The 26,901-nt window shown below is 69.6% G+C and carries 13 protein-coding genes; 5 read left to right on the top strand and 8 right to left on the bottom strand.

Translation table 11 applies throughout. The annotated features are described in order from the left end of the window. Positions 1-21 precede the first annotated feature (21 nt). Both ACQPYH_RS14845 and ACQPYH_RS14840 read left to right on the top strand, forming a co-directional pair. The gene (locus tag ACQPYH_RS14845) at positions 22-3,213 is read left to right on the top strand and encodes a S8 family serine peptidase (RefSeq protein ID WP_432891475.1); all 3,192 of its coding nucleotides are present in this window, start codon (positions 22-24) and stop codon (positions 3,211-3,213) included. 84 nt (positions 3,214-3,297) lie between these two features. Further along, positions 3,298-4,443, top strand: a complete 1,146-nt coding sequence (locus ACQPYH_RS14840) for a hypothetical protein (RefSeq protein WP_432891472.1) — start codon at positions 3,298-3,300, stop codon at positions 4,441-4,443. Here the strand turns inward: ACQPYH_RS14840 and ACQPYH_RS14835 are convergent. Continuing rightward, complete coding sequence (locus tag ACQPYH_RS14835; RefSeq protein WP_432891469.1) at positions 4,440-4,916, bottom strand: GNAT family N-acetyltransferase; 477 nt, start codon at positions 4,914-4,916, stop codon at positions 4,440-4,442. The two genes, ACQPYH_RS14840 and ACQPYH_RS14835, sit on opposite strands and share 4 nt — an antisense overlap. Positions 4,917-4,967: 51 nt before the next feature. Here ACQPYH_RS14835 and ACQPYH_RS14830 point away from each other — a divergent pair, with 51 nt between their 5' ends. Further along, entirely contained in the window at positions 4,968-5,552 is a 585-nt protein-coding gene (locus ACQPYH_RS14830; protein ID WP_432891467.1) for a TetR/AcrR family transcriptional regulator, read from the top strand. Here the strand turns inward: ACQPYH_RS14830 and ACQPYH_RS14825 are convergent. From ACQPYH_RS14825 to ACQPYH_RS14805, 5 genes are all read right to left on the bottom strand, one after another. Continuing rightward, the gene (locus tag ACQPYH_RS14825; protein ID WP_432891464.1) at positions 5,541-6,974 is read right to left on the bottom strand and encodes an RNB domain-containing ribonuclease; all 1,434 of its coding nucleotides are present in this window, start codon (positions 6,972-6,974) and stop codon (positions 5,541-5,543) included. The genes ACQPYH_RS14830 and ACQPYH_RS14825 overlap by 12 nt on opposite strands. A gap of 4 nt (positions 6,975-6,978) precedes the next feature. Further along, positions 6,979-8,103 (bottom strand): bifunctional RNase H/acid phosphatase, encoded by a 1,125-nt coding sequence (locus ACQPYH_RS14820; protein ID WP_432891461.1) that lies wholly within the window; start codon positions 8,101-8,103, stop codon positions 6,979-6,981. Continuing rightward, on the bottom strand, positions 8,100-8,813 hold the full coding sequence (locus tag ACQPYH_RS14815) for a zinc ribbon domain-containing protein (RefSeq protein ID WP_432891458.1): 714 nt from the start codon (positions 8,811-8,813) through the stop codon (positions 8,100-8,102). Before ACQPYH_RS14815 ends, ACQPYH_RS14820 begins: the two co-directional genes overlap by 4 nt. A 61-nt stretch (positions 8,814-8,874) precedes the next feature. After that, positions 8,875-10,002, bottom strand: a complete 1,128-nt coding sequence (locus tag ACQPYH_RS14810) for a Nif3-like dinuclear metal center hexameric protein (RefSeq protein ID WP_432891456.1) — start codon at positions 10,000-10,002, stop codon at positions 8,875-8,877. 205 nt (positions 10,003-10,207) lie between these two features. Continuing rightward, a complete protein-coding gene (locus ACQPYH_RS14805; protein ID WP_432891453.1) occupies positions 10,208-11,854 on the bottom strand; it encodes a glycoside hydrolase family 13 protein in 1,647 nt (548 codons plus the stop codon). Positions 11,855-11,979: 125 nt separating this feature from the next. Between ACQPYH_RS14805 and ACQPYH_RS14800 the strand changes: the two genes are divergently transcribed. Then, on the top strand, positions 11,980-13,188 hold the full coding sequence (locus tag ACQPYH_RS14800; protein WP_432891450.1) for an ROK family transcriptional regulator: 1,209 nt from the start codon (positions 11,980-11,982) through the stop codon (positions 13,186-13,188). Positions 13,189-13,306: 118 nt separating this feature from the next. On the opposite strand, the gene nagZ is transcribed toward ACQPYH_RS14800, so the two are convergent. After that, positions 13,307-14,791: a beta-N-acetylhexosaminidase gene (gene nagZ / locus ACQPYH_RS14795; protein ID WP_432891447.1), complete on the bottom strand. Its 1,485-nt coding sequence runs from the start codon at positions 14,789-14,791 to the stop codon at positions 13,307-13,309. A gap of 225 nt (positions 14,792-15,016) precedes the next feature. Between nagZ and ACQPYH_RS14790 the strand changes: the two genes are divergently transcribed. After that, positions 15,017-15,946 carry an ROK family protein gene (locus ACQPYH_RS14790; protein WP_432891445.1) on the top strand — a complete coding sequence of 310 codons (930 nt, stop codon included), beginning with the start codon at positions 15,017-15,019 and terminating at the stop codon, positions 15,944-15,946. Positions 15,947-16,385: 439 nt separating this feature from the next. Here the strand turns inward: ACQPYH_RS14790 and ACQPYH_RS14785 are convergent, their stop codons facing one another. Further along, on the bottom strand, positions 16,386-26,873 hold the full coding sequence (locus tag ACQPYH_RS14785; RefSeq protein ID WP_432891442.1) for an amino acid adenylation domain-containing protein: 10,488 nt from the start codon (positions 26,871-26,873) through the stop codon (positions 16,386-16,388). Positions 26,874-26,901: the final 28 nt, after the last annotated feature.

Genomic DNA, 26,901 nt, shown 5'->3' with positions numbered 1-26,901 from the left:
CATGGGGAGGGGATTCGGACAATGCTGTCTCGAACCAGGAAATTCGGGGTTCTCGCGCTGTCGACCGTGCTGGTCGGCGCGCTGATCGGGGTAACACCGGCCGCGGCAGATCCGCCGAGGCCGAAGAAGGATCTCGGCTACAGCGACAAGGTGTTGTTGCAGAAGGCACGCACCAAGGGCCAGAAGACGGTCACCCTGCTGGTCGCCGCCGAGAAGGGCCAGAGCAACGAGGTCGCGAAGCAGGTCGCGAAACTCGGCGGAACCGTCGAGAAGCGCACCGACTCGATCGGGTACCTGCGCGTCAAGATCAGCATCGACAAGGCCGAGGACGTCGCGAACGTCCTGGGCGTCAAAGCGGCGGACGTCGACGACGTGATCCCGCTGGAGGACCCGCGGCCGGAAGGCACCGTGGATCCGACCCCGCAGTCGCCGCCGAAGGCAACGACTCCGCGGGTCAACCCGTACATGCCGACGGGTGACATCGGTTCGGCGCAGTTCGTCAACCAGCACCCGACCTGGGACGGCCGCGGCACCACCGTCGGCATCCTCGACACCGGGGTCGACCTGAGCCACCCGGCGCTCAACACGACCTCGACCGGCGAGCGCAAGATCGTCGACTGGGTCACCTACACCGACCCGACGTTCGTCGGCAGCACGAACGCCGACAACGACCCGACCTGGGTCCAGATGAACGGATCCCTGCCGGCCGATTACACCGCGCCCGCGGGCGCCGGCACGGTCAAGTTCGGTGTCTTCAACGAGCGCGACCCACGCCTGGGCGGCGAGCTCGGCAACGACGTCAACCGCGACGGCAACCCGGCAGGCTCGGTCGGCACGTTCGGTGTCGCGTGGGACCAGGCGAGCAACACCGTCTGGGTGGACGCCAACCAGAACAAAACCTTTGCCGACGACAAGCCCATGACCGACTACAAGGTCAACTACGACATCGGCACCTTCGGGACCGACAACCCGGCCACACCGATCAACGAGTCGATGCCGTTCGTCGTGCAGACCGACCCGGCTGACAACGTGGTGAACATCGGCATCGTCTCCGGCGCACACGGTTCGCATGTCGCGGGCATCGTGGCCGGCAACAAGCTGCTCGGCGGAAAGATGAGCGGCGCCGCACCGGGTGCGAAGCTGGTCTCGGTCCGGGTCTGCCTGTTCATCGCGGGCTGCACGAACCACGCGCTGCTCGAGGGCATGATCTACGCGGTCACCCAGGCACACGTGGACGCGATCAACATGTCGATCGGCGGCCTGCCGGCGCTGAACGACGGCAACAACGCCCGCGCCCAGCTGTACAACTCGCTGATCGACACCTACGGCGTCCAGATGTTCTTCTCGGCCGGTAACAGCGGCCCGGGCATGAACACCATGGGCGACCCCGCCGTCGCGACGAAGGTCGTGGCCGTCGGCTCGTACATCACCAGCGCGAGCTGGCTGGCGAACTACGGCTCGAAGACCGGTCCGGCCGAGAACCTGCACCCGTTCTCGTCCCGCGGCCCGGCCGAGGACGGCGCGCTCAAGCCGGAGATCGTCGCACCGGGCTCGGCGATATCGGCCGTCCCGACGTGGCAACCTGGGCAACCGGTCGTCGGCACGTACACGCTGCCACCGGGCTACGGCATGTTCCAAGGTACGTCGATGGCGTCGCCGCAGATGGCCGGCGCGGGCGCACTCCTGCTCAGCGCCGCAAAGGCGAACGGCCTCACGGTCACGCCCGCGCAACTACGCAAGTCGCTGTTCTCGTCGGCACGGTTCCTGACCGACTACAGCGCCTACGAGCAGGGCAACGGCCTGGCCAACGTCAACGCCGCGTGGAACTTGCTGCAGAAGCTCCCGCGGACCGACACCATCAGCGCGAAGGTTCCGGTCAGTACGGCGCTGTCCGGCTTCCTCGCGACGCCTGGTATCGGCATCGGCATCAACGACCGTGAGGGCGTCGTCCTCGGTACGCAGTACACCCGCACCTACACATTGCGGCGTACCTCCGGAGCGGCCGGCAACGTGAAGTACAAGCTGTCGTGGCTCAGCGGCGACGGCACCTTCGTCACCGCCGGCAATGTCATGCTGCCGCTGAACACCGACGTCTCGCTGCCGGTCCTGGTCAAGGCCAAGTCCGTCGGCGCGCACTCGGCACTGCTGCAGTTCGACGACACCAGTTCACCGGGTATCGAGTTCCAGACCCTGAACACGATCGTGGTGCCGAACGAACTGTCGACGGCGACGCCGTCCAAGACGATCTCCGGGAAGATCGGTCGCAACCAGACCACGAGCTACTTCTTCCGGGTGCCCGCCGGCGTCACCGCACTCAAGGTGGACCTGACCGGTCCGAATGCGACGGCCGGCACCGGCCAGGCGCGATTCCTGCGCTTCAGCCCGTACGGCCTTCCCAGCGAGGACGCCGAGACCAACAGCCTGTACTGCTACAGCCCACCGGTCCCCGGCGGGTCGTGTACGGATCCGCTGAGCCGTACGGTCAGCAACCCGCTGCCCGGCGTGTGGGAGATCACCGTCGAGGCCCGGCGTACGTCGGACCTCCTGAACACGCCGTACACGCTGACGGCATCGCTGCTCGGGGCGTCGGTCTCGCCGAACCCCGACGTCATCGCCAGCGGCACGCTCGGGCAGCCGATCAGCCGCTCGTACACGATGACGAACCTGCAGGGTCCGTTCACCGGTAGAGCTGTCGGGACCGCACTGGGCAGCGCGAAGCTGGCCACCCCGACGATCGCCGACGGCGCCCAGCAACAGTTCCAGGTGAACGTGACGCCGGGCACGACGTCGCTCAAGGCCGCGATCGGCGGTACGAGTGATCTCAATGCCGACCTCGATCTGTTCGCGTACAACTGCACGAGCGGAACCTGCGTGCTGGCCGCGCAGAGTGCGGGCAGTACAGCCGTGGAGGCAGTCACGGTGAACAACCCGGCAGTAGGTGTCTGGGTCATCCTCGTCGACGGGTTCGCCGTGCCGGCGGGGACGACGACGTACAACTACCGCGACGTTCTGGCCAACCCGGCGTACGGCACGATCGCGGTGACGGACGCCAACGCGCTGCGGGCAGCAGGCGCATCGTGGACCACGCCGGCGACAGTGACGCCGACAGCGGCCCCCGCTGCCGGGCGGGTTCTCTACGGCAACGTGGAGGTCCGGACGGACGCGAACGTCCTCATCGGTTCCGGGGACGTGATCATCCAATCCGTTAGCTGACAGCTGGGACTGCCGACCCACGCGTACCGCGGTGCGCGTGGGTCGGAGTCCGTTTCGACCCGCAGGCGATGAGAAACTGGAGCCATGCGGAGACGGATGCGGACCGGGATCGTGATCCTGCTGCTGATCGTTCTGCTCGGTGGCGCCGGGTACGTCGGTTGGGTGCTCGTCCAGCGGTCCGAACCGGTATCGCTGCCGGAGCCGACCGGGAACTACCAGGTCGGCCGGCGGACGTTCGAGTGGACCGACACGCCACGCCGCGACCCGTACGCGAACGGCCCGCGGAAGCTCGCCGTCTGGCTCTGGTACCCGGTCGCGAAGGAGACCACCGGCCGCCGCGTCCAGTACGCCCCGGGTCAGTGGAACGGCCTGCACCTCAAGTCACCGATCTCGGTCTTCCAAGGACCGTTCGACACCCTCCAGGACCGCGCGCTCGACCGGGTCGCCGTCGCACCCGGCCGCTTCCCGGTCGTCGTACTGATGCCGGGCATGGGCCTGTCCGCCCCGATGTACGCCGCTATCGCGGAGGATCTGGCGAGTCACGGGTACCTGGTCGCGGGCGTCACACCGACGTACAGCGCGAACCTCACCGTCCTCGGCGGACAGGCCGTCGAGAGCAAACCTGAAGCGAACCCGTCGAACCTCGGCGACAGCAGCGAGAGCTCGCAACAGGTCGGCGACCACCTCGTCACCGTCTGGGCCGCCGATGCGCGGTTCGCGGCCGGCATGGTCTCGAAGCAGCTCCCGGGCTCCGTCGATTCCTCGGTCGGGCCGTCGTACGTCGGCCACTCGTTCGGCGGAGCGGCATCGCTCGAAGCATGCCGGCAGGACCAACGCTGTGCGGCCGCGGTCGACCTGGACGGCAGCCAGTTCGGTGACGTGGTGACGAAGGGGGTCAAGGCGCCGATCATGCTGCTCGGCGCGGACGACTCGTGCATCACCAGCGTGTGCGGCCCGGACGCCAAGAACGACACGGACCGCAACCGCGCACTGTCGTTGCTCAAGGCAAGCAACGAGACGTCCTGGTGTGCGACGGTCCCCGGCAGCCGGCACTTCAACTTCACCGACTACGGCGTCTACTACCTGGCTTACCCGCTCAGGAAATTCCTGCCGCTCGGCAGCGTCGGCCCGCGCCACGCCCTCACCGTCACGAACGGGTACCTCAACACCTTCCTGTCGCACGCGATCTACAAGACCGCGTCACCGGGCGCTCCCGCCTGCCGGAGCTAGAGATCCAACTCGTAGGTCTGACCAACCAACGAGTCACCCCACATCTCGTGCGGCTCGGTGGCCGTCAGCCGGAAGCCGCGTGACAGGTAGATGTGGCGCGCGGCAACCAACGGATCGTTCGTCCACAACACCATGCGCTTGTAACCGGCGCCACGGGCAAACTCCAAGCAGGTATCGACCAACGCCGCGCCGAGTTTCAGCCCGCGCGCCGCAGGTGTCACCAGCAGGAGCCGCAGCTGCGCCGTCGTCTCGTCCGGCCCGCGGACGCAGAAGATGCTCCCGGCCCGCTCCCCGTCCACCTCGGCGATCCACGCCGCCTCGCGCTCGTCGTCGTGATCGGACGCGTACGCCGACACGATCTGCGCGATCAGCACCTCGTACTGCGCACTCCAGCCGTACTCCGCCGCGTAAATCTCCGCGTGCGCCTGCACCACCCAGCCGAGATCGCCCGGCTGCCCCAGCTTTCTGATCATTCGTCCACCCGATCTACTGACACGACTGTTTCAGTAAGCGATACTAGCCTGGTGCCGACGACGAAGACAGTGCCAATCTCAAAAGATGGCCCGTCCGCGCGACAGCAGGAACTGCTCGAGCGTGCGTACGCCTACTCGCTCACCCACGGGCTGGCCGACCTGTCGCTGCGCCCGCTCGCGACCGCGATCGGATCCAGCCCGCGCGTGCTGCTGTTCCTGTTCGACAGCAAGGACGGCCTGATCCGGGCGCTCCTTGCCCGCGCCCGTGCCGACGAGCTCGACCTTCTACGGCGGATCCAGGACCAGCACGACGTACCGCCCGGGCTCGACGTCGTCGCGCGCGAGTTGTGGACGTGGATGTCCGCTGCGGAGAGGCGGCCGTTGATGACTTTCTGGGTCGAGGCGTACGGGCGCTCGCTCGTCGCACCTGAGGGTCCGTGGGCGGACTTCGCGCGCTCCACGGTCGACGACTGGCTCGAGTTGCTCAAGGCAACACAGCCCGATCCGGATGCCGTCCAGTCCGCGGCCCGGCGTACCGGCGTACTTGCGATGCTCCGTGGGGCGTTGATCGACCTGCTCGCGACGGGCGACCTCGAGCGAACGACTGCCGCGCTGGAGGGCTACCTAGCCGACTAGCTCGAAGGAGACGGTCCGCTTGGCGATGTCGGCCTCGACGAGCTTGACGCGGACCTCCTTGCCGAGCGGCAACGCAGTACCGGTGACGCGGCCCTCGATCGCAACCGCCGACAATGCGACGATGCCGCGGTTCTTGTCCCGCTCGTCGACATCGGTGATCACGCCGTCGAACTCGGACCCGACCTGATCCGCGACCAGCCCCGCCTCGACCATGCTGACGATCGACCGCTCGTACGCGTGCGCCCGCCGATCCGCGTCGTCCATCATCTTCGGAATCTCGTCCATCGACTCGCGCACCCAGGCCGGCACCTCAGTACCCGCCGAGAGCGCGACGCAGATCTCCCCGGTCCAGCGGTCCACCAGCCGACGCAGCGGCGCGGTGACATGCGAGTACTCCGCTTTCATCGCGGCATGCTGCGGCGACGCCGGCACGCTCCCCGCGAACGCCACGTACCCGGCGCCGCGGAACAGCACCGTGCAGGCCGCGAGCATCGCCGCGTGCGCAGGCACCTTCGGATCGAGCCCGTGGATGAATTCGGCGTACGTCGTTTCGTCCGGCCAAACGAGTCCCAGCGCCTTGGCGGTGTTGCCGAGCTTGCGCCGGAGGTCGTCGTGCGATTCGGGCAGCGTGCGCAGGATGCCGATCTTGCCCTTCATCATCAGCTGCGCGGCGGCCATGCCGGTCAGCAGCGAGATCTGTGCGTTCCAGCCCTCGACCGGGAGCGGGGCGCGGAACTCCAGACCCCAGCCGTGGTTGGAGGTGACGACCTCCTGGTCCGGGATCGGCAGGTTGACGCCGCCGCGTTCCAGCTCGCGTTCCTCGCGGAGCTTCCCGACTTCGCGGAGCAGCTGCAACGACTCGGACGCCGTACCCGCGTCGAGGTCCTTCTGTACGCCGGCGTAGTTGAGCTTGGCCCGCGACTTCACCAGCGCACGCTCGCACACGACACCGGTGCCTTCACCACGAGCGTCGACCGCGATCGTGTAGAGCAGAGCGGGTCGGACCTGGTCGGGCAGCAACGATGCCTCGCCCTCGGACAGCTCCGGCGGGTGCAGCGGCGTGCGCTTGTCCGGCGCGTACAGCGTCTCGCCGCGCTTGCGAGCCTCGACGTCGATCGGGTCGCCGGCCTGGACGAACGCGGCGACATCGGCGATCGCGTAGTACACGGTGTAGCCGTTGCCGGTCCGCTCGATGTGCAGCGCCTGGTCGAGGTCCATCGAGTCCGGCGGATCGATCGTGACGAACTCGATGTCCGTCCGATCGAGCTCCGGCAGCCGTACGCTCGCCGCCGCTGCCACGGCCGCAGCAGTCACCTCAGGCGGGAAGTCGGCCGGAACCTCCTGCTCCCGACGAATGTCCTGCAACGACGCCCGGAACACCTCCGGAACATCCTCGGCGAAATGAACTCTCTGCAGCGGCATGGGGTCAGACTAGCGACGGTTGCACGTTGAAGGAGCGGAGTGACGCGAGGCCGTCGGCGTACCAGTGGATCTCGGTCAGGGTTGCCGGGCGCAGTTCCATCCGGAACATCGACGACATCGGGGCCTGGAGCACCGATCGGACCATCAGCTTGATCGGCGTCACGTGCGTGACCACGACCACGGTCTTGCCGGGGTGCCGGGCCAGCAGTCCGTCCCGCGCAGACCGCGCCCGCCGCGCACACGCATCGAACGACTCGCCGCCAGGCGGGGCCACCGAAGTCGAGTCCAGCCAGGCATTCAGCGCGTCCGGCCACTTCTGCTGTACTTCGGCGAACGTGTGCCCGTCCCAGTCGCCGAACGAGCACTCGATCCAGCCGTTGTCGACGATCGGCTCGAGCCCGAGCTTGCTCGCCACCGCATCGGCCGTCTGCCGGGCACGCACCATCGGCGACGTCACGATCGCGTCGACCCCGCCGATCCGCGACAGGTACTCCGCTGCAGCCACCGCTTGCGCACGACCGGTGTCGCTCAACGCCGGGTCGTCGCCGCCGGCACCGGAGAACCGCTTCTCAACGGTGTGCGGCGTCTCGCCGTGCCGAAGGAAGATCAGCTGCGTCGGCGGCTCGGCCTGCGCACCCCAACCCTGCAACGCCTTCTGCAGATCCGACGGCTCCCGCGCCACGGCGGGCTTCGACGCGGCCGGCGCGGGTGTCAGCGGGATGTCCACGCCGTCGAGCGCGTTGTTGGCGAGCGCATCGGCGGCCGAGTTCTGCGCGCGCGGCACCCAGGTCCACTCGGTGCCGAACGGCGCGAGGCCCTGCGCCTTGATCGCCAGCGGCTTCAGGTCCGGGTGCTTGATCTTCCAGCGACCGGCCATCTGCTCGATGACCAGCTTCGAATCCATCCGCACCTCGATCGAGGCATCCGGCGCGTACTCCGCGGCGAGCTGGAGCCCGGCGACGAGTCCGGAGTACTCCGCGACGTTGTTGGTCGCGATGCCGAGCGTCCTCCCCTGCTGTGCGATCACCTGGCCGGTCGCCGGGTCGCGCACGAGAGCGCCGTACGCCGCCGGTCCCGGATTGCCCCGCGATCCACCGTCAGCTTCGACGATGACGTGCGTATAGGTCATACCGAGCTCTCCGACGCACGGACGAGGATGCGGCCGCACTCTTCACACCGCAGTACGGCGTCCGGCGGGGCCGCCTTGATCGCGTTGAGGTCGGACGGGGCGAGCTCCATCCGGCAGCCCATGCAGCGCTTGCCGACGAGGGCCGCGGCGCCGATGCCGCCGTTGTGCTCGCGCAGCCGCTGGTACTGGGCGATCAGGGTCTCGGGCAGCTCCGCGGCGACGGCCGTGCGCTTGTCGCCGAGCTGTGCGCGCTGCTCGTCGAGCTCCTTGAGCGCTCCGTCGCGAGTGGTCTCCAGCTCGGACTGACGGCCGGCGAACGCCTCGGCGCGGGTCCGCAGGTCGGCCTGCACGACCTCGGCGGCCTCGAGCTTCTCCATCACCTCGAGCTCGGAGTCCTCCAGGTCGGAGATCCGGCGGTCGAGCGAACCGATCTCGTGCTGCAGGTTCTCCAGGTCGCGCGGCGAGGTGACCTGGCCGGAGTCGAGCCGTTGCTGGTTGCGCGCGCGGCGCTGGCGGACCTGCTCGACGTCGCTGTCGGCCTTCTTCTGCTCGCGCTGCAGGTCACTGACCTCGGTGTCGGCGGTGACCAGTTCGCGGTCGACCACGGACTTCTCGCCCGTCAGGTCCTTGAGCGCCTGGTGCTCGGGCAACGACGCGCGCTTGTGCGCGACCTGATCCAGCTGCAGGTCCAGATCCTGCAGGTCCAGCAACCGGCGTTGGACGGCGGGCTCGGCGTTCAGAGTCGGCTCCTTCAGAAGTGTGGCGGCGCGCTCAGATTCGCAGGGTCCATGCGTCCGTGCAGAGCGTTGAGATGTGAGTGTCCACGGTACTGCCTTGTGCCGCCAGCCCAGCGAGCAGGAGCCGCTCCGCATCCGCCAGCCACGGCCACTCACTGGCCCAGTGCGCGACGTCGACCAGCGCCGGGTCGCCGTACGCCCGCGCCTCGGTGGCGGGATGGTGGCGGAGGTCCGCCGTCAGGTACGCGTCGACGCCCGCGGATCGGACCCGATCGAACTCCGAATCGCCCGCTCCCCCGACCACCGCGACGGTCTCGATCATCCGCTCCGGATCCCCGGAAACCCGGACGCCGTGCTCGGTCCGCGGCAGGCTCTCCGCGACCAGCCGGGCGAAGTCGGCCAACGGCAACGGCTCCGCGAGTACGCCGATCCGCCCGCCGCCGCGCTCACTCGGCTGCTGCGCCAGCTCATAGATGTCGTACGCCGGTTCCTCGTACGAATGCGCCGCGATCAGAGCCTCGACCACCGCTCGGCGCTTGCGCCGCGGCAGGATCATCTCGACGCGGTTCTCCGGAACGACCTCGATCTCGCCGACGCTGCCGATCGTCGGGTTCGCACCTTCGAGCGGCCGGAACGTCCCCTCGCCGGCACCGCTCCACGCGGCCCGCTCGTAGTCGCCGATCTGCCCGGCACCGGCCTTCGCCAGCGCGTCCAGCATCGCCTGCGTCTCCTCGACCGGGACGAACACGACCACCTTGTCCATCGGGTCGGCGGGCATCGCCTTCAACGGCCGCGTGTCCCGCAGCCCTATCGCGGCGGCGAGCGCGTCGCTCACTCCCGGGTTGGCGTTGTCGGCGTTGGTGTGACAAACATGGAGCGCGACGCCGCCGCGGATCAGGTCGTTGATGACCCGGCCCTTCGGCGTGGTCGTCGCGACACTGTTCACACCGCGCAGCAACAACGGATGATGCGTGACAAGCAGGTCGAACCCGCCCTCGATCGCCTCGTCGACCACCTCGCGCATCGGATCCACCGCGAACAACACCCGGCGTACCTCTTGCTCCGGATCCCCGGCCACCAGGCCGACCGCATCCCAGGTCTCCGCCCAGGCCGGGTTGTAGAGCCGATCGAGAACCGCGATCACATCAGCAAGCGTCGTCACGCGCTTATCCTGACATTCGCTGGATTGTGACGGGGGCAGCCGCCCGGTGCCCCCGCCACAACCAGTTCCGCCGGTCCGGGCGCGGCGGTGCGACCGCCCCGCCGCATCCACCACGTCGCCCTCGCCGGCGGGTCGTCCCAGTCACAGGGGGAGGGCCGCCGACAGGGGCCGACGGCTTGACCGGGACGAGTCTTGGAGCCATGCCCTAGATGAGCCAGGCAGTTGTGTCGCTCGGCAGCTTGTCGCCCTCGAGCGGACCGCTGGACAGCACGACAGCGGCGTCGGGCAGCTCGACCGGAGCCGCGCCGAAGTTCGTGATGCACTGCCAGCCGCCGTCGCGGGTGAAGTGCAGGACCCAGTCCGTCGCGTCGACCCAGGTCAGCGAGTTGCCGGTGCGCAGACCCCGCCGTACGGCGAGGGCCTTGCGGTACAGGCTCAGCGTCGACTCCTGGTCGCCGTCCTGCGCCTGGACGGAGTACGCCCCGAACCACTTCGGCTGCACCAGGTGGGACCCGCCCGGACCGAAGCCGAACGACAGTCCCTCGACGGTCCACGGGATCGGCACCCGGCAGCCGTCACGGCCCTTCTCGGCGCCCTTCGAGCGGAAGTACGCCGGGTCCTGCAGGTTCGCGGCCGGCAGCTCGCCGACCTCCTGCAGACCGAGCTCCTCCCCCTGATACAGGTACGCCGATCCCGGCAGCGCGAGCATCAGCAGCGTGGCGGCGCGGGCCCGGCGCAGGCCGAGCGCGACGTCGACGGTCGGCTCGGTGCCGTTGCTGAGCAGCCAGTCCTTACCGTCCTGCCAGCCGCCCTTCGGGTTCTTCGGCAGGCCGTACCGCGTGGCGTGCCGGACGACGTCGTGGTTCGAGAACACCCAGGTCGACGACGAGCCGTTCTCCTCCGCGAGCGCGAGGTTCTCCTCGATCACCTTGCGGAACTTCTCGTACTCGAAGTCGGCCTGCAGCAGGTCGAAGTTGAACGCCTGACCGAGCCCGTCGGCGCTCGCATACCGGGCCCGGCGAGCGGCCGGTACGAACGCCTCCGCGACCGCGGACTTCGGCGGGTCGTAGGTGTTCAGCAGGTTGCGCCAGTCGCGGTAGATCTCGTGAACGCCGTCCTGGTCCCAGAGCGGGTGCTTGCCGTTGGACTCCGACTGCCGCGGCATCGAGGCCTTCGACGGGAACGGCTCGGACAGGTCCTTCACCAGCGCGTGCGCGACGTCGACGCGGAAGCCGTCGACACCACGGTCCGACCAGAACTTCAGCGTCTCCAGGAAGTCCGCGCGCACCTCCGGGTGCTGCCAGTTCAGGTCCGGCTGCTCGGCGGCGAACATGTGCAGGTACCACTGGCCGTCGTCGGTCTTCGCCCAGGCCGAACCGCCGAACACCGAGTCCCAGTCCGACGGCGGTTGATCTCCCTCGCCGTCCCTGAAGATGTACCGCTCGCGGGCCGGCTCACCCTTGGCCGCCTCGAGCGCCTCGACGAACCATTCGTGCCGGTCGGAGGTGTGGTTCGGGACGATGTCGACGATCAGCTTGATGCCCGCGGCGTGCAGTGCGCCGATCAGCTGGTCGAAGTCGTCCAGGGTCCCGAGCCGCGGGTCGACGTTGCGGTAGTCGTCGACGTCGTACCCGCCGTCGGCCAGCGCGGACGGGTAGAACGGGCTCAGCCAGACCGCGTCGATCCCCAGCGCCACCAGGTACGGGACTCGACTGATGATGCCCGGCAGGTCCCCGACGCCGTCACCGTTGGCGTCGGCGAAGCTGCGCGGGTAGATCTGATAGACGACAGCCTGCCGCCACCAGTCGGCCTGAGTCGTCGGGGCCGTTTGGGTCGTCTGCGGACTCGTCACGATTCGCCTCACTCGGAATCTGTTGGTAACCCGGTGTTTATATATAGGCTCTAAATTTAGAATCTGCATGTATTCTGCGGTCGGTAGGACGGCAGGTCAAGTGGCTATTTCTCGAGAGGCGGAGCATGGCGAAACCACCGGCGACCCCGCCGACGGCCACCCCGACGATGTTGCGCCGGGTGAACGCGGGCAAGGTACTGGGCGTGCTCACCCGTGCGCGGGTGATGACAGGCACCGGCCTGATCGAGGCCACCGGCCTCACGCGGGCGACTGTGCACGCTGTCTGCAACGACCTGATCTCGATGGGCTGGGTGGTCGAGCTCGACCCGGGCCGTACGTCGGTCGGCCGTCCGTCGCGGCGGTTCGAGTACAACAACCGCGCGGGGCACGTGCTCGGCATCGACATCGGCGCCTCGAAGACGACCGTGCTGGTCTCGGACCTGCGCGGCGAGACCGTCGCCAAGGCCGGGCGGTCCGCGGCGGACGTGAAGACGCCCGGCGAGCGGACCGAGATCGTGCACGAGACGGTGATCGAGGCGCTCGCGTCCGCCGGCGTGTCGAACGACGAGGTGCTGGTGGCAGGCGTCGGCGTCGCGGCGCCGGTCGACCGGGAGGGGAAGATCCTGGTCGACGACGAGTTCTGGCGGCGCTTCGACGGAGACCTGGCGAAGCGGCTGACCGAGCTGCACGGCTGGCCGGTCCTGCTGGAGAACGACGCGAACCTGGCCACCCTCGGCGAGCACTGGCGCGGCGAGGCGCGTAACGTCGACGACCTCGTCGTACTGCTGGCGGGTGAGCGGTTCGGGTCCGGGCTGATGGACTCCGGGCGGCTCCTCCACGGGAGCCGCGGCGGCGCCGGCGAGATGGTGTTCCTCAAGCTGATCGAGGGTGTGGGCGACACCCACGGCATCGCCCGGATCGCGCGCGAGAACGGTACGGCGGCCGTCGCCGACCCGTCCGTCGAGACGTCGCTGCGCAAGCTGGCCGACGCCGGCGAGGTGACCGCCGAGCAGGTGTTCAGCGCCGCCGCCGACGGCGATGAAGTGGCCCTAGGCATCCTTCAGGACATCGCCGGCCGGACCGCGCGGGTGATCGCCACCGTCGGCATCCTGTTCAACCCCGAGCTCGTGGTCCTCGGCGGCGCGGTCGCCGAGGCCGCCGCCGCGCTGCTGCCCGACCTCGAGAAGCAGTTGGCCGGCTACACCAGTACGCCGCCACGCGTCGCCGTCTCGTCCCTCGGCGACGCGATCGTGTCCGTGGGCGCCGTCCGCCACGCCCTCAACTACGTCGAGCAGCACGCTCTTGACCTGGAGCTCGGCTCCCGTCCCAGCTAGCCGCCGTGCAGCTCGACAGGATGTGTCGGCTTTCTGCGGCCCGGTCGGCCGTGCGCTGAGCGTGTCGGACACCGAACCCGCCCGACACCTCCTGTCGAGCTGCACATCTGACGGCGTGCTACTGCGTGCGGGTGAGTTGGCCGGCGACGGCTTCCAGGACGACGAGGTTGCGGCCGGAGGTGGTCGCCGACGGGATCCCGGCCGGGACGACGGACCGGTCCTCGGGGATGCCGGTGCAGAGGACGAAGATATCGTCCGGGTGGCCTTGAACCAGTTGGGTGAGGGCTTCGCGCATCCACGGCGTGCGGCCGGCGTCCTGGATCGCGATCACCAGCGGGCGGCCCTCCGCCGCTCGGGCTGCCTCGGCGATCGAGTCGTTCTCGGGCTCGGTCGCGTCGGTGTCGCGGTGCCGGCCACGGAGTACGACGCCGTCCACGCCGGGAGCGACGCGGGTGAAGATCTCCGGGAGGCCGGAGAAGTACGGGTTCCAGGCCGGGTGCAGGCCTTGGGTGAGATCGATGACGTACGGCGTGGGGCCGAATGCGGGGAACGTCTGGTTGGCCACCACGCGGGCGGCAACCTCACGGATCGGAGCACCGTCGAGACCCGACTGCCGGGTGCGCTGGCCGAGAGAGGCGGCGAGCGCGCGGACCCGGGCGGCGGCGTCGGCGACGCGCTCAGCCGGGAGGGTGCCAGTGCGCACAGCATCGGCCACGCGGGCGATCAGCGCCTGCGCGTCCGCGGTACCTACGGCGATCATCGCCAGGTCGGCGCCGGCGGCGATCGACGCGACGGCGGCGTCCTCGATCGAGCGGTTCTTGGTGATCGCCTGCATCTCGAGCGCATCGGTGGTGATGACTCCGGTGAAGCCGAGCTCCTCACGGAGCAGCCCGGTCAGCACCCGGTGCGAGAGCGTGGCCGGCTGGTCGTCGTACGCCGAGAACACGATGTGCGCGCTCATCACGACGTCGGCGCCCGCGGCGATGGTCGCCCGGAACGGGGCGAGCTCGACCGCCTTGACCTCCTCGATCGAGCGGTCGACGCGCGGGAGGTCCGAGTGCGAGTCGACCGCCACGTCACCGTGTCCCGGGAAGTGCTTGGGACAGGCGGCGATGCCGGCCTCGTGGACGCCCTCGACGAAGGCGACGCCGTGCCGCGAGACGACGTCCGCAGTACGTCCGAAGGAGCGGGTGGAGATGATCGGGTTCGCGGGGTTGCTGTTCACGTCGACCGACGGGGCGAGCATCAGGTCGATGCCGAGGGCAGCGAGCGTCGCGGCGGCGTCGCGGGCCGAGGCCCGGGTCAGATCGACGTCGTCCAGGTCGCCGAGCAGGCGCGGTGAGGCGAGCGGCCACGGGTTCGCCGGGGCGAGGTGGCTGAACTCTCCGCCTTCGTGATCGATCGCAACGATCAGATCCGGGCGCTCCGCCCGTAGCGAGGCCGTCAACGCGGCCACCTGCTCGGCGCTCGCGACGTTACGCGTGAACAGGATGACCGCCCCGAGCCCAGCGGCGACGGCTCGCCGGAGCTCGTCGGTGGCAGTCGTCCCGCTGAAGCCGACAACCAGCGAGCCGGCGGCGTCCCGATCCAGTTGATCACTCATCCCCCAACCCTCTCCTGCCGCGGGGTTCGCGCGCCACCCCGTCACCGACAGCTAATAATTAGCCGCCTTTCGACGCCCGGAGGGGCATCGTTGTCAGGACCTGTCATGGCAGTTAACTGCCGTCTTCCTGCGGGTTTACCGTGATTACTTGCATTCACCTCTGTCTGTTCGAGCCGACTACGGATAACGTTGTCTCTCGACCTGACCGCCCTGACCGGGGGGACGATGAGCGACGACGAAGCGATGGCGCGGGAGACCGTGCTGGGAATCGACATCGGCGGCACGAAGATGGCCGCCGCTTTGGTGTCCGCGGACGGCACGATTCTCACCGGCGACCGGATCCCCACCCCGCCCGGCGACGCCGACGAGGTGTTCGCCGCGCTCGGTGAGCTGATCGAGAGCGTCCGCGGCGACGTCACTCCCCTGGCCGTCGGCATCGGCTCCGCCGGTCCGGTCGACCAGCAGCACGGCCTGGTCTCCCCCGTGAACATCGCCGGGTGGCGCAACTTTCCCTTGGTCGACCGTGTGCGGGCGCTGACCGGCGACGTACCCGTGGCTCTCGGGCTGGACGGACACTGCTTCGCGCTCGGTGAGTTCTGGAGCGGTGCCGGCCGGGACGCGGACACGTTGCTCGGGATCGTGGTCTCGACCGGCGTCGGCGGCGGCCTGGTCGTCGACGGCAAGCCGTGGATCGGGCAGTCAGGCAACGCCGCGCACATCGGCCACGTGGTGGTCGACCAGGACGGCGAGTCGTGCGCCTGCGGGTCCTATGGCTGCGTCGAGGCTTATGCGAGCGGGCCGCGGATGGTTGCGCGGGCCAAGCGGCGCGGGTGGCGTACGGACGAGGCCGTGGATGCCGCCGTACTGGCTGCTGACGCTGCGGCCGGTGACGAGCTGGCGCTGGCGATCTTCGACGACGGCGCGCAGGCGCTGGCAGCCGGGATCGTGGCGACCGCGGTCACTGTGGATCTGACGACGGTCGTGATCGGCGGAGGGGTCGCGAAAGCTGGATCGGTGCTGTTCGACCCGGTGCAGGCGTGGGTGAAGCGGCTGGCGCAGCTGCCGTTCGTCGCGGAGCTGACCGTGGAGCCCGCTCAGCTGGACAACGCCGGCCTGCTCGGCGCGGCACACCTCGCGTGGGCCTCCGTCGCCTGAACCGCACAACTTTGTCCGCTCGGAAAGGCTTATCTCGCGCATCTTTGCGCAATTTTTACGAATATCAGGAATCTGTGTAACGACTACCCCATCCATCCCGATTCAAGGGATGGATGGGGTGGGGGCACCGTCATCCACGGACGGTCTGAGGGGGGCCTGGGACCGGCCGGAGCGGTTGATCGAGGGGGGCCTTGGATCAACCGGACACGGGAGCGGCGGGCGAGGAGACTCACCCGCCGCAATCGTGTGACCCGCAGGTTGGGAACCACCGAGCTTCCGGAGGCGTCCGACCGACTTGGTGAGTGATCGATCTGGTGGAGGGACGAGATCGAACGCGGGTTCTGCATCGTGGACGGCGGTCGGTGGCTGCGGGAGGGCTGCTACTGAACCTGATCCCCCGCCCACGGTGCAGAACTAGGGTTTGACCACGGGTTCAGAACTAGGGTTTGAGCCATTCCGGTTCGGGGAGCCGGGTGCGGTCGAGGCGGCCGTTGTCGTCCAGCGGGAGTTCCTCGATCGGGATCAGGTCCGCCGGCACGAGGTAGATCGGCAGTTCCTTGCCGAGGTCAAGCATCAGCCGCGCGAGGACGGCGGGATCGCTGTCCTCGAGGACGACGTACCCGATCAGGCAGATGTCGCCGCCCGGGTTCGCCTGTGCCACCACGACCGCGTCGACCACGCCGGGCTGGTCGGCCAGCACGTGCTCGGTCTCGCCGGGCTCGACGCGGTGTCCGCGGATCTTCACCTGGTCGTCGGCGCGACCGAGGTACTCGAGCATGCCGTCGGCACGCCAGCGGCCGAGGTCGCGGCTGCGGTACAGGCGCGCGCCCGGGTGGCCCGGATCCGGCACGAACGCGTGCTCGGTCTCCTCCGGGCGTCCGATGTAGCCCTGGGCCACGGCCGCGCCGCCGAGGTGGATCTCGCCGACGGCGCCGACCGGCACGGGCCGCAGGAACGCGTCCAGGAGGCGTACGACGACGCCCTCGATCGGGCGGCCGATGGAGGGCCTGTCCTCGGCCGGGTCGACCTCGTGGATCGTGGTCACGATCGACGCCTCGGTCGGGCCGTACTCGTTGAACAGCCGGCAGTCCGGGTGCGCAGAGAGGAAGTCTCTGACCTTGTGCGTCAGCACCATCGCCTCGCCGCCCGCGACGATCTCGCGCAGGGCGGGCAGTTCGGGCAGGCGGCGCATCGTCGCGAGCAGCGCGGTCAGCGGGCTGAACGCCATGAACAACCGCTCGACGTGGTGATCGCGCAGCGCGGCAACCACCGCATCCGGGTCGTACCGATCGTCCTCGCCGATGAGTACGAGCGCCGCGCCGGAGGCCAGCGTCGTGAACATCTCCTGCACGTGTACGTCGAAGCCGAACGAGGTCCACTGCAGCGTCCGCAGCGACCGGCGGGTCCGCAGGTAGTGCCGGACCAGGTTGACCGGGCCGCGGTGCGGGACGATGACGCCCTTCGGGTTCCCGCTCGAGCCGGACGTGTAGATGCAGTAGGCAACATCATCGGCCGCTGCGCGCACCGGCGGGGCCTGGCGTGCCCGCGGGTCGCCGTCCACCGCCGCGACCGGGACGAGCCTGAGACCGAGCCGGTCGGCCAGCGCGGCGTCGTCACCGACGAGCGCGACGGCCGCGGCGTCCTGGACCATGAACGCCCAGCGGGACTCGGGTACGCCGGGGTCCAGCGGGAGATACGCGGCGCCGGACTTGAGTACGGCGAGGACCGCGACGACCATTTCGGTGCCTCGGGCAACACGTACGGCGACCAGCTGGCCGGGCTTCACGCCGAGGTCGGCCAGCTGCCACGCGACGGCGTTGGAGCGGCGGTCGAGTTCGGCGTACGTGAGCTCGCGATCGCCTTGCACGAGGGCGATCGCGTCCGGCGTACGAGCGACCTGCTGCTCGAAGAGAGTGTGCAGCCCGCTGAGTTCGCCGGCGACGACGGCGTCACGCCGTACCCGGCCGATCGGACCGCTGGGGTCGACGTCGGCCTCGAGTTCGCGGAGCGCCTTGAGGTCTGCCTCGGTCGGGATCACCAGCTGCGGGATCCGGAGATCCGGCCGGTTCGTTGCCCTACGCAACACCTCGGCGAGGTAGTCGAGCAGCCGCTCGATCGTTGCCTGCTCGAACAATCCGGGGCGGTAGTCCGCCGTACACGTGACGCCGGCGCCGTGGTGGGTCAGGCGGAACCGGAGGTCGACGGTCGCGGGCAGGTCGTCGTCGCCGTCCTCGAAGTCGACGACGATCTGGAAAAGCGGGTCGCGCTCCAGTACGGCGAGGTCGGTGCCGGCGTGGTCGAACGCGCCGGCGGTGATGTCGCGGATGCGCTGGGCGAGCTCGCCCAGGTCGGGCTCACCGGAGAGGTCGATGCGCAACGGGAGCGCGCGGCGGGGCGCGGTCGAGGTGTCGCCCTTGGGGCGAGTGAGCGCCGAGCCGATCGTCACGTCTTCCTGCGCGGCGAACCGGCCGAGGACGGTGGCGACTGCGGCGAGCATCGTCATCACGGGGCTGAGCTTGCGCTCGCGGCTGAAGGCGAACACGGCGTCGCCGAGCTCTTCCTCGAGCTCTTGCTTGACCGAGGCAACGGTGTCGTCGCCGGCTGCTCGGATGTGATCCGCTGGCAGGACCAACGGTTCGGCGCCGGCGAGCACGCGGTCCCAGTACGAGAGATCTGCGCGGCGCTCGTCATCCGTCGCCTGCCGCTGCGCCGCGGCCTCTAGGCCGTCATCAACCCAGGAGTCGTCCTGCTGGTCGGTTGCCGCGTCGTCCTGCTGCTCCGGCTCTGTTTGTGCGGCCTGCTCCGTTTGTGCGGCCTGCTCGGTCTGTGCGGCCTGCTCTGTCTGCTCGGCTTCGTCTGGTTGGTCGCCGAGGAGGGCCAGTTGCTCGCGCATGAGTTGGGTGACGCCGTCGACCAACTGGCCGGCGACGCGGAGCTGCTGCGACATCAGTGCAGCCATCCCGCTGCCCGGCAACTCGGCCTCGCTGGTCGCGGCCGCAGCCTCGTCCACCTTCGCCGCAAGCTCGGCCAGGCCCGACCCGAGGACGGCCAACGCGGCCCGCGGATCCCGCACCTGCTCGACGACCGGCTCCTCATCCGCTCCGGCCTCATCCGCTCCGGCCTCAGCCTCGGCGCGCTCGGCCGACTCTGCATCAACCGTCTGCTCTGCCTCAGCTTCAGGCTCCGGCTCGGCTTCCGGCTCGGCGGTTTGGACGGCTACTGCGGTCGCGAGCTTGTGCGGTGTCGTGTAGGTGAGGAACAGATCGTCCGGCGCCAGCTCCGCGTCGAAGCGGCTGTTGATCTCGTCGATCACCGGCGCCATGGACGCCGGTGTCGCACCGAGCTCGGCGAACGTGTGGTCCACCGTCAGGTCGTACGGATCGAGGTTCAGCTGCTCGCACGTCGAATCAAGCACGACGTTCAACGACTCGCGATACCGCTCGGCCTCGCTCCCCGACAGCGCTCCGGCCTGCGTCAGGTAGTCCGCGTCGATCGCGTGCGTCTCGGCCGGCAGCGCGAACGGCGAGCGCTCGCTCTCCTCGACCACCGTCGGCTCGGGCTCGGCAGGCTGCGTCGGCGGGTCCAGCGGGATCCGCTTCACCGCCGCGTTCGACGGCGGCTCGAACACCGGCGCCTGCGCCCGCGCGGCCCGCTCGAACGCGTTCACCTTCGCCGCGACCGCATGGTTGTCCCCGGCAACCGCCGTACCAGGGCCGACCAGCACCGTCACCGACGGGTCGACCGGGTGGTACACGCGACGGAACGGGTACGTCGGCAACGGCACCCGCCCGCCGTCGGGGTAGACCTTCGCCCAGGTGATCTCGGTGCCCTGCTCGTACAGCTCGGCCAGCCCGTTCATCGTCGCGAGCACCGGGTCCTGGCCGAGGCGCTGCGCCGGAATCCAGGTGCTGTTCGGCGCGATCCGGCGACCGGCGGGGCTCAGTACGGCGTCCGGCCCGAGCTCCAGGAAGCGCCGGCAACCAGCAGCCGTGACCGCCTCGACAGCGTCCCCGAACAGCACCGGCTGGCGCAGCTGTCCGACCAGGTAGTCGCCGTCGAGCACCGTCCCGGACTCGAGCAGATCACCGGACCAGCTCGACACCATCGGCGTCCGCAACGGCTTCAGCGTGATCTCGCCGACGATCTCGGCAAAGTCCGCCAGTATTGGGTCGACCAACGAACTGTGGAATGCTCGGTCGACATCCAGCCGCTGCCAGGCGACTTCGAGCCGATCCAACTGCTCCGCGAGCTGCCCGACGATCACCTCGGACCCGGTCAGCACAAAGGATTGCGGCCCGTTGCCTGCAGCAACCTCTACGCCGGCGGTGCGTGCGATCTCGCGGACCCGATCGGCGTCGGCGCGCACCGAGACCATTGCCCCGGGCACCGTTCCGCGCTGCATCAGCTCGCCGCGCTTCGCGGTCAGTCGTACGCCGTCCGGCAGCGACAACGCGCCCGCGACGCACAGAGCGGCGTACTCCCCCACGCTGTGGCCGACCACAAGCGCGGGCTGCACACCGAACGACTGCCAAAGCCGCGCGAGTGCGAGCTCGAACGCGAACAGCGCCGGCTGCGCGGTCTCGGTCGGCCAAACGCCTTCCGCAGGACCGGCCGCTGGGGTCAGCAGCAGCTCGAGCAGGCTGCCGCCGGTCTCCTCGTGGTACACGCGGTCGCACTCGTCGAGCACCGAGCGGAACACCTGGAAGCGCGCGGCCAGCCCGGCCGCCATGCCGCGACGCGCGGCGCCTTGCCCCGTGAACGCGTAGCCCAGCGGGCCAGGCCCACCACGCGGTACCTCGGTTGCCTGCGCGGACCCGAGCGCCTCGACCAGCTCGCCCTCCGTGCCACCCGCAACCGCGATCCGGTGCCGGTGAGCGGGCCGGCCGAGTGCCGCCGTACCGGCGAGGTCGATGAGGCGATGGCCGGTGCCGTGGTCGAGGTCCGTGCGGTACAGCTCGACGAGGTCGGCCAGCGCGTCCGGGTCGGGCGCGGACAGCGGGAGTACGACGGAGCCGTCGTCGCCGCGGCGGATCTGCCGGGGCGCCTCCTCGAGGATCACGTGCGCATTGGTGCCGCCGGCATCGATCGCGCTGACGCCCGCGCGCAGCGTCGTACCGTCGGCCGTCCATTCGCGCGCCTCGGTGCCGATCACGAACGGGCTGCCGTCGAGGGCCAGCGCCGGGTTCGGCGCGGTGTAGTTGATCGTCGGCACCAGCATCCGGTGCTGCAACATCAGGATCGTCTTGATCAGGCCGGCCATACCCGCGGCGCTGTCGAGGTGGCCGATGTTCGGCTTCACCGAGCCGATCGTGCAGAACCCGACCTTGTCGGTGTGCCTTCTCAACGCGGTCGTCAGCGAGCGGATCTCGGCCGCGTCGGCGGTCGGGCTGCCGATCCCGTTCGCCTCGATGTAGCTGAGCGAATCGGCGTCGAACCCGGCCCGCTCGAGTGCGCGCTCGATCAGCTCCACCTGGTTCCCGGACGGGGCGTCGGCGTTGCTGACCGCAGTACCGCGGATCACGGCGTACACCGTGTCGCCGTCGGCGAGGGCCTGGTCGAGACGCTTCAGCAGTACCGCGGCGACGCCGTTGCCGCCGACCGTGCCGTCGGCGTCCGCGGCGAACGCACGCACGTGGCCGCTCGGCGACAGGATCGACTCCGGCGTCGGGTGATAACTCGTTGCCTGAGGCACCTGTACGGCGGCGGCGCCGGCGAGCGCGAGATCCGCGTCGCCCGAACGCAACGCCTGGCAGGCCAGGTGAACGGCGACCAGCGACGACGACCACGCCGACTGCACGCCGATCGCGGGGCCGGTGAGCCCGAGCCGGTACGCGACCCTGGTCGCGAGCGAGTCGCGCGACTGGTGCTGCCGGTTGTAGAGGTTCATACCCGAGCCCGCGAAGACGCCGACGCGGCCGGACGTACCGGCGTACCCACCGTGCTCCAACGCCTGATGACAAACCTCGAGGAACAACCGCTGAGCCGGATCCATCAGCTCCGCCTCGCGGTCACTCAACCCAAAGAACTTCGCATCGAACGACTCGACATGCTCCAGCACCCCACTAACCGCAACCGCCCCGTCCCCCTGCCCCACCTCCTCAGGCGAGAACCGCCGAACACTCTCCACACCCCCCACCAAGTTCTCCCAAAACTCCCCAACCCCTTCAGCCCCCGGAAACCGCCCAGCAAGACCGACAACGGCCACCGGCTCAACCACACCAGCCCGCGTCGAGCCGGCCGCAGGTGCGGGTGCGGTGGTCGCCGGGACGGCGGTCGCGGGGACGGCGGTCGCAGGCGCAGCGGTCGCCGGTACGTCGGACGCAGGTACGCCGGTCGCAGGCGCAGCGGTCGCCGGTACGTCGGACGCAGGTACGTCGGACGCAGACGCGGCACTCGCCGGTATGTCGGAAGCGGGTACGTCGGAAGCGGGTAGGTCGGAAGCAGGTACGCCGATCGCAGGTACGTCGGACGCGGGCGCTGCACTCGCAGGTACGTCGGTCGCGGGTACGTCGGTCGCGGGTACGTCGGTCGCGGGCGCTGCGCTCGCAGGTACGTCGGTCGCGGGTACGTCGGTCGCGGGTACGGCGCTCGCGGGTACGTCGGACGCAGGCGCGGCGCTCGCAGGTACGTCGGACGCAGGCGCGCCACTCGCAGGTACGTCGGACGCACTGGATGTGGGGGCAGCAGTTGCGGTCGCGGGGGTTGCGGTTGCAGCTACAGCAGTCGTACCGGCCTCGGCTGCCGACTGCTCGCCCTCGCCCGCAGGCTGCTTCTGCTCGGCAGCTGGCTGGCTCTCAGCAACAAGCTCGCCCTGCTCATCTTCCGCATCCTGCGAAAGCTCTCCAGCCGCCCCCGGACCGACTTCGGCGACCTCAACCTCCGGGCCCGCTTCGCGCCCACCGACCTCACCCGCATCGGCATCGGCATCGGTCTCCGCGCCCTCGACGTCCTGCGATCCGTCTTCCTCGACCGCGCCCTCAGACTCCTCGTCACCCGCCGCGGCAATTCCCTCACCCGCGGCCTCGGCTACCTCGGCCTCGTCAGCCCCGGTTTCCTCAGAGTCCACAGCCGCTACAGCAGCCGGTTCGTCCTCATTCGCGCGCTCCGACGCGACCGCGCCAGCCGGCTCCTCAGAGGTCTCGTCGTCGGAAGCCGCAGCACCGTCACCCGAGCCAGCAGCAGACTCGGCTACCTCGGCCTCATCTGCCTCAGCGTCCTCCGAGTCCGCAGCCTCAACAGCACCCGTCTCGTGCTCACCGTCAGCAGCTGCCGCAGCTCCAACCTCAGCCCGAAGATCCCGCGCGCCGTCAACTGCCGCTCCGTCATCCGCCGCAGTCGCGTCACCCGCCACAGCTTCAGCCCCGTCGGCTTCGCCAGCCTCAGGTACGTCGGCCTCGGTGGCGCCTAGCTCTTCGGCTTCGGTGGCGTCGGTCTCGTTGGAGTCCGCTGACGCGGTTGCCTCGGACTCGGTGGAGTCAGTTGCCTCGAGCTCTGCGTCAGCGGATTGCTCGTCGCCCGCACCTTCGGCTTCGCTGGTGTCGGTCTTGTCGGAGTTCGTTGACGCGGTTGCCTCAGGCTCGGCGCTCTCAGCTGCCCCGGACTCGGCGGAATCGGTTGCCTCGAGCTCTGCGTCAGCGGATTGCTCGTCGCCCGCACCTTCGGCTTCGCTGGTGTCGGTCTTGTCGGAGTTCGTTGACGCGGTTGCCTCAGGCTCGGCGCTCTCAGCTGCCCCGGACTCGGCGGAATCGGTTACCTCAAGCTCTGCGTCTGCGGTCTGCTCGTCGGCCGCACCTTCGGTGGTGGACTGTTCCTCGACGTCAGCGTCCGTAGCTAGCGGCGTCTGCTGAGCATCGGTCGGCTCGTCGTGCGAAGAGCGTTCGTACTCTGCGTCGTCCTCCAGACCGTCCGCCTGAACATCTGCGTGCTCTTGCGCGGCGTCCTGCGGTTCGTCGACGAGCTGTTCGTTGTCTGCCTCGTCTGCAGTGGCGGGTACGGCGTCTGCCGGCTGCTCCGCCGCTGGTTCTTGGGTAGCCCCGTCTGCAGACTCGTTCTCAGACGCGGGCGCGGCGGGTGACTCCGACTCGACAGCTTCAGGTTCGGTTGCAGGTACTGCGGTGCCGTCAGACGCGGGCGAGCTCGCCGGCTCGCGAGTCTGCTCGGCTGCAGGTATTGCGGCGGCGGACTCGGCAGCTGGCTCGGACTCAGTTGCGGGTACTTCGGTGGTTTCAGACGCGAGCGCTGCAGGCGGCGCGGAGTCGGCCGACAGGTCAGCCTCGTCGATGGGTACGGCGGTTGCGGCAGGCGCGGGCGGCGTCGCAGTGGGCTCCTCAGCCGACTCGGGCTCAGTCGCAGGTACGGCGGCGGCGTCAGACGCGAGCGCTGCAGGCGGCGCGGAGTCGGCCGACAGGTCAGCCTTGTCCATGGGTACGGCGGTTGCGGCAGGCGCGGGCGGCGTCGCAGTGGACTCCTCAGCCGACTCGGACTCAGTCCCAGGTACGGCGGTGGCGTCAGACGCTGGCCCTGTCGGCGTGGCGGAGTCGGCGGACTCGGCCGTCAGCTCTGGGTCGGCTGGAGGTGCTTCGGTGGCCTCGGGCGCGGGCGGCGCATCTTCAGGCTCGTCTGCGGGCGTTGGTGCCGCAGACGAGTCGGACGCGGCTGGCTCGGACGGCGCGGTGGCGGATGCCTCGGGAGCGGATAGCGCCTGCTCGGATGGCGGCTGCTGCGTGGGCTCGGGAGCCCGGTCGGACGCCACAGCACCGGGCAGCACGGGAGCGGATGGCGGCTGGTCGTGCAAGGGCTGTGCGGAGTCGGCCTCAGCCGAGGTCGGCTGTGCGGAGGTCGGCTGCGCGGAGGCGGCCTCAGCGGAGGTCGGCTGCGCGGCGGACGGCTGCTCGGGCGTCGGCTGGACCTGCAGGGGCTGCGTCGAGGTGGCCTTAGCGGAGGTCGGCTGGTCCTGTTGGGGGGTGCCGAGGGTGGGGCGTTGGGGGGGTGTGGGGATGGAGTTTTGGAGTTCGCGTTTCCAGGCTAGGCGGACTACTGGGAGTTCGGTGGTGCGTTCTGAGGGGTCCTCGTCGGCGTACGGGGTGGTCTCGGGGGTTGCCGAGGGGCCCTGGCCGGTGGGGCCGGAGTTGGGGGTGGCGCCGGCTGGTTCTACGTGGGGGGCGGCGGGGGGTTGGAGGAGGGTGCCGTCGATCCAGCGCTGCTTCAGCAGGGGACGGAGGATCTTGCCGCCGGGGGTGGTCGGGAAGTCGCGGCGGGGTACGCCGACGACCTGCGCGGGGAGGCCGAGGCGGGTCTGGATCAGGCTTCGGATCGCCTGGTCCATGCCGGGGACCGAGTCAGGAGTGAGCGCGTAGAACACGACCAGACGGTCGGTCCCGGACTCTTCGTCGGCGACGCCGCAAGCAGCTACCAGACCGTGCTCGGCACCGACAACCGTCGTCGCGACGGACTCGATGTCGTGGGCGTAGTGGAGCTTGCCGGACATGATGATGCGTTCGCTGTCCCGGCCGGTGATGACGACCTGGCCGCCGGTGATGAAGCCCTGGTCGCCGGTCGCGAGCCACTTGCGCGCCGGCCAGTTCCCCACCGGGAACGCGGTGCGGTCGGCTTCGAGGTTCCCGAGGTACCCGGGCGTCACCCGCGCCGACGCGACCTGCAGCTGACCGATCCGCCCTTCCGGCAGTACGGCGCCGTTCGGTGCCACGATGCGCACCGTCGTACCAGGAGCCGGCGCCCCGACCGACACCAGCGACAGAACGCCAGGTACTTCGGTCCGCGGCTTGCCGGGCCGCGCGACGGCGACCTTGCCGGACGACGGCCGCTGGTCCACCCACTCGACCACGCCGGTCGGAGGGATGCGTACGCGATGCACGTTCGGCGTCAGCCCCGGCCGCGCAAACGTGATCCCGGTGACCGTCTCGGTCATCCCCCACGCCGCGACGAACGTCTCCGGTACGACGCCGAACCGGTTCGTCACGCGCAAGAACTCCGACATCACCGGCACGGTGATCTGCTCGCCGCCGCTCACCAGACTGCGCAGCGCGGACAGGTCCCAATGCCGGTCCGGCTCGCCTGCGACGGCAGCGGTAGCGAGCCGGTACCCGAAGTTCGGCGACCACGAGTGGTTGACGCGGTGCTGATCCATCAGGTCGAGCCAGCGCAGCGGGTTGGCAAGCACCCAGTCCGTGTTCACGTGGATGTTCGTGCACCCGGTGAACACGGGCAGCAGGTGGTACAGCAGGAACGCGCCGCTGCGATCGAGCGGCAACCAGTTCAGCGTCGTCTGTCCCGGTCGCACGGGCAGCATCGCCGGCGTACCAGCGGCGAACTCGACCAGGCCGCGGTGCGTCAGCTGCACGATCTTCGGCGCACCGGTCGATCCCGACGACAGCATCAGTACGGCGACGTCGTCCGCGGCGGGCCGGTGGAAGTCCGAGGTCGGCTCGTGGCCGGCCATCGCGTCGGGGTCGAGGACCGGCAGGCCGAGGTCGTTCGGCAGGTCGGACGGGCGGCCGATCAGAACCGTCCAGCCGAGCAGGTCAGTGATCTTGCGGAGCCGCTCGCGGCCCTCCTCGGTCCGGTCGCCGCCCGGGTTCGGCGCGACGAGCAGCGGACGGATGCCGCCGAGCGTGCAGGCCCAGAACGCGGCGAAGAATCCGACCGGCTCGGTGCAGTGCACGACCGCGGGATCACCGGCGCGTACGCCGTTCGCGCGCAAGCCGGCCAGTATCCGGGCAGCAAGCTCGAGCAGCGTCGGGAAGTCCAGCTTGGTCTCGCGGCCGTCCGGCCCGATCTCGACCACGCCGGCGGCGCTGAAGTCACGCGCGGCGCGCAGGAGCGCGCTCGGCAGGTCGCGCGGGTACCCGGCGGGAATCATCAATGCCGGCCCGGTGGAGATCGCCGGCCGGTCTGCACCGCTTCTCACGCCGATGCCACCGCCAGCGGGGCGACGG

Source organism: Kribbella sp. CA-245084, assembly GCF_050942355.1.
In the GTDB taxonomy this organism is placed as follows: Bacteria; Actinomycetota; Actinomycetes; order Propionibacteriales; family Kribbellaceae; genus Kribbella.
The sequence above is the reverse complement of the archived record's forward strand: the minus strand, read 5'-3'. Positions and strand labels throughout refer to the sequence as shown.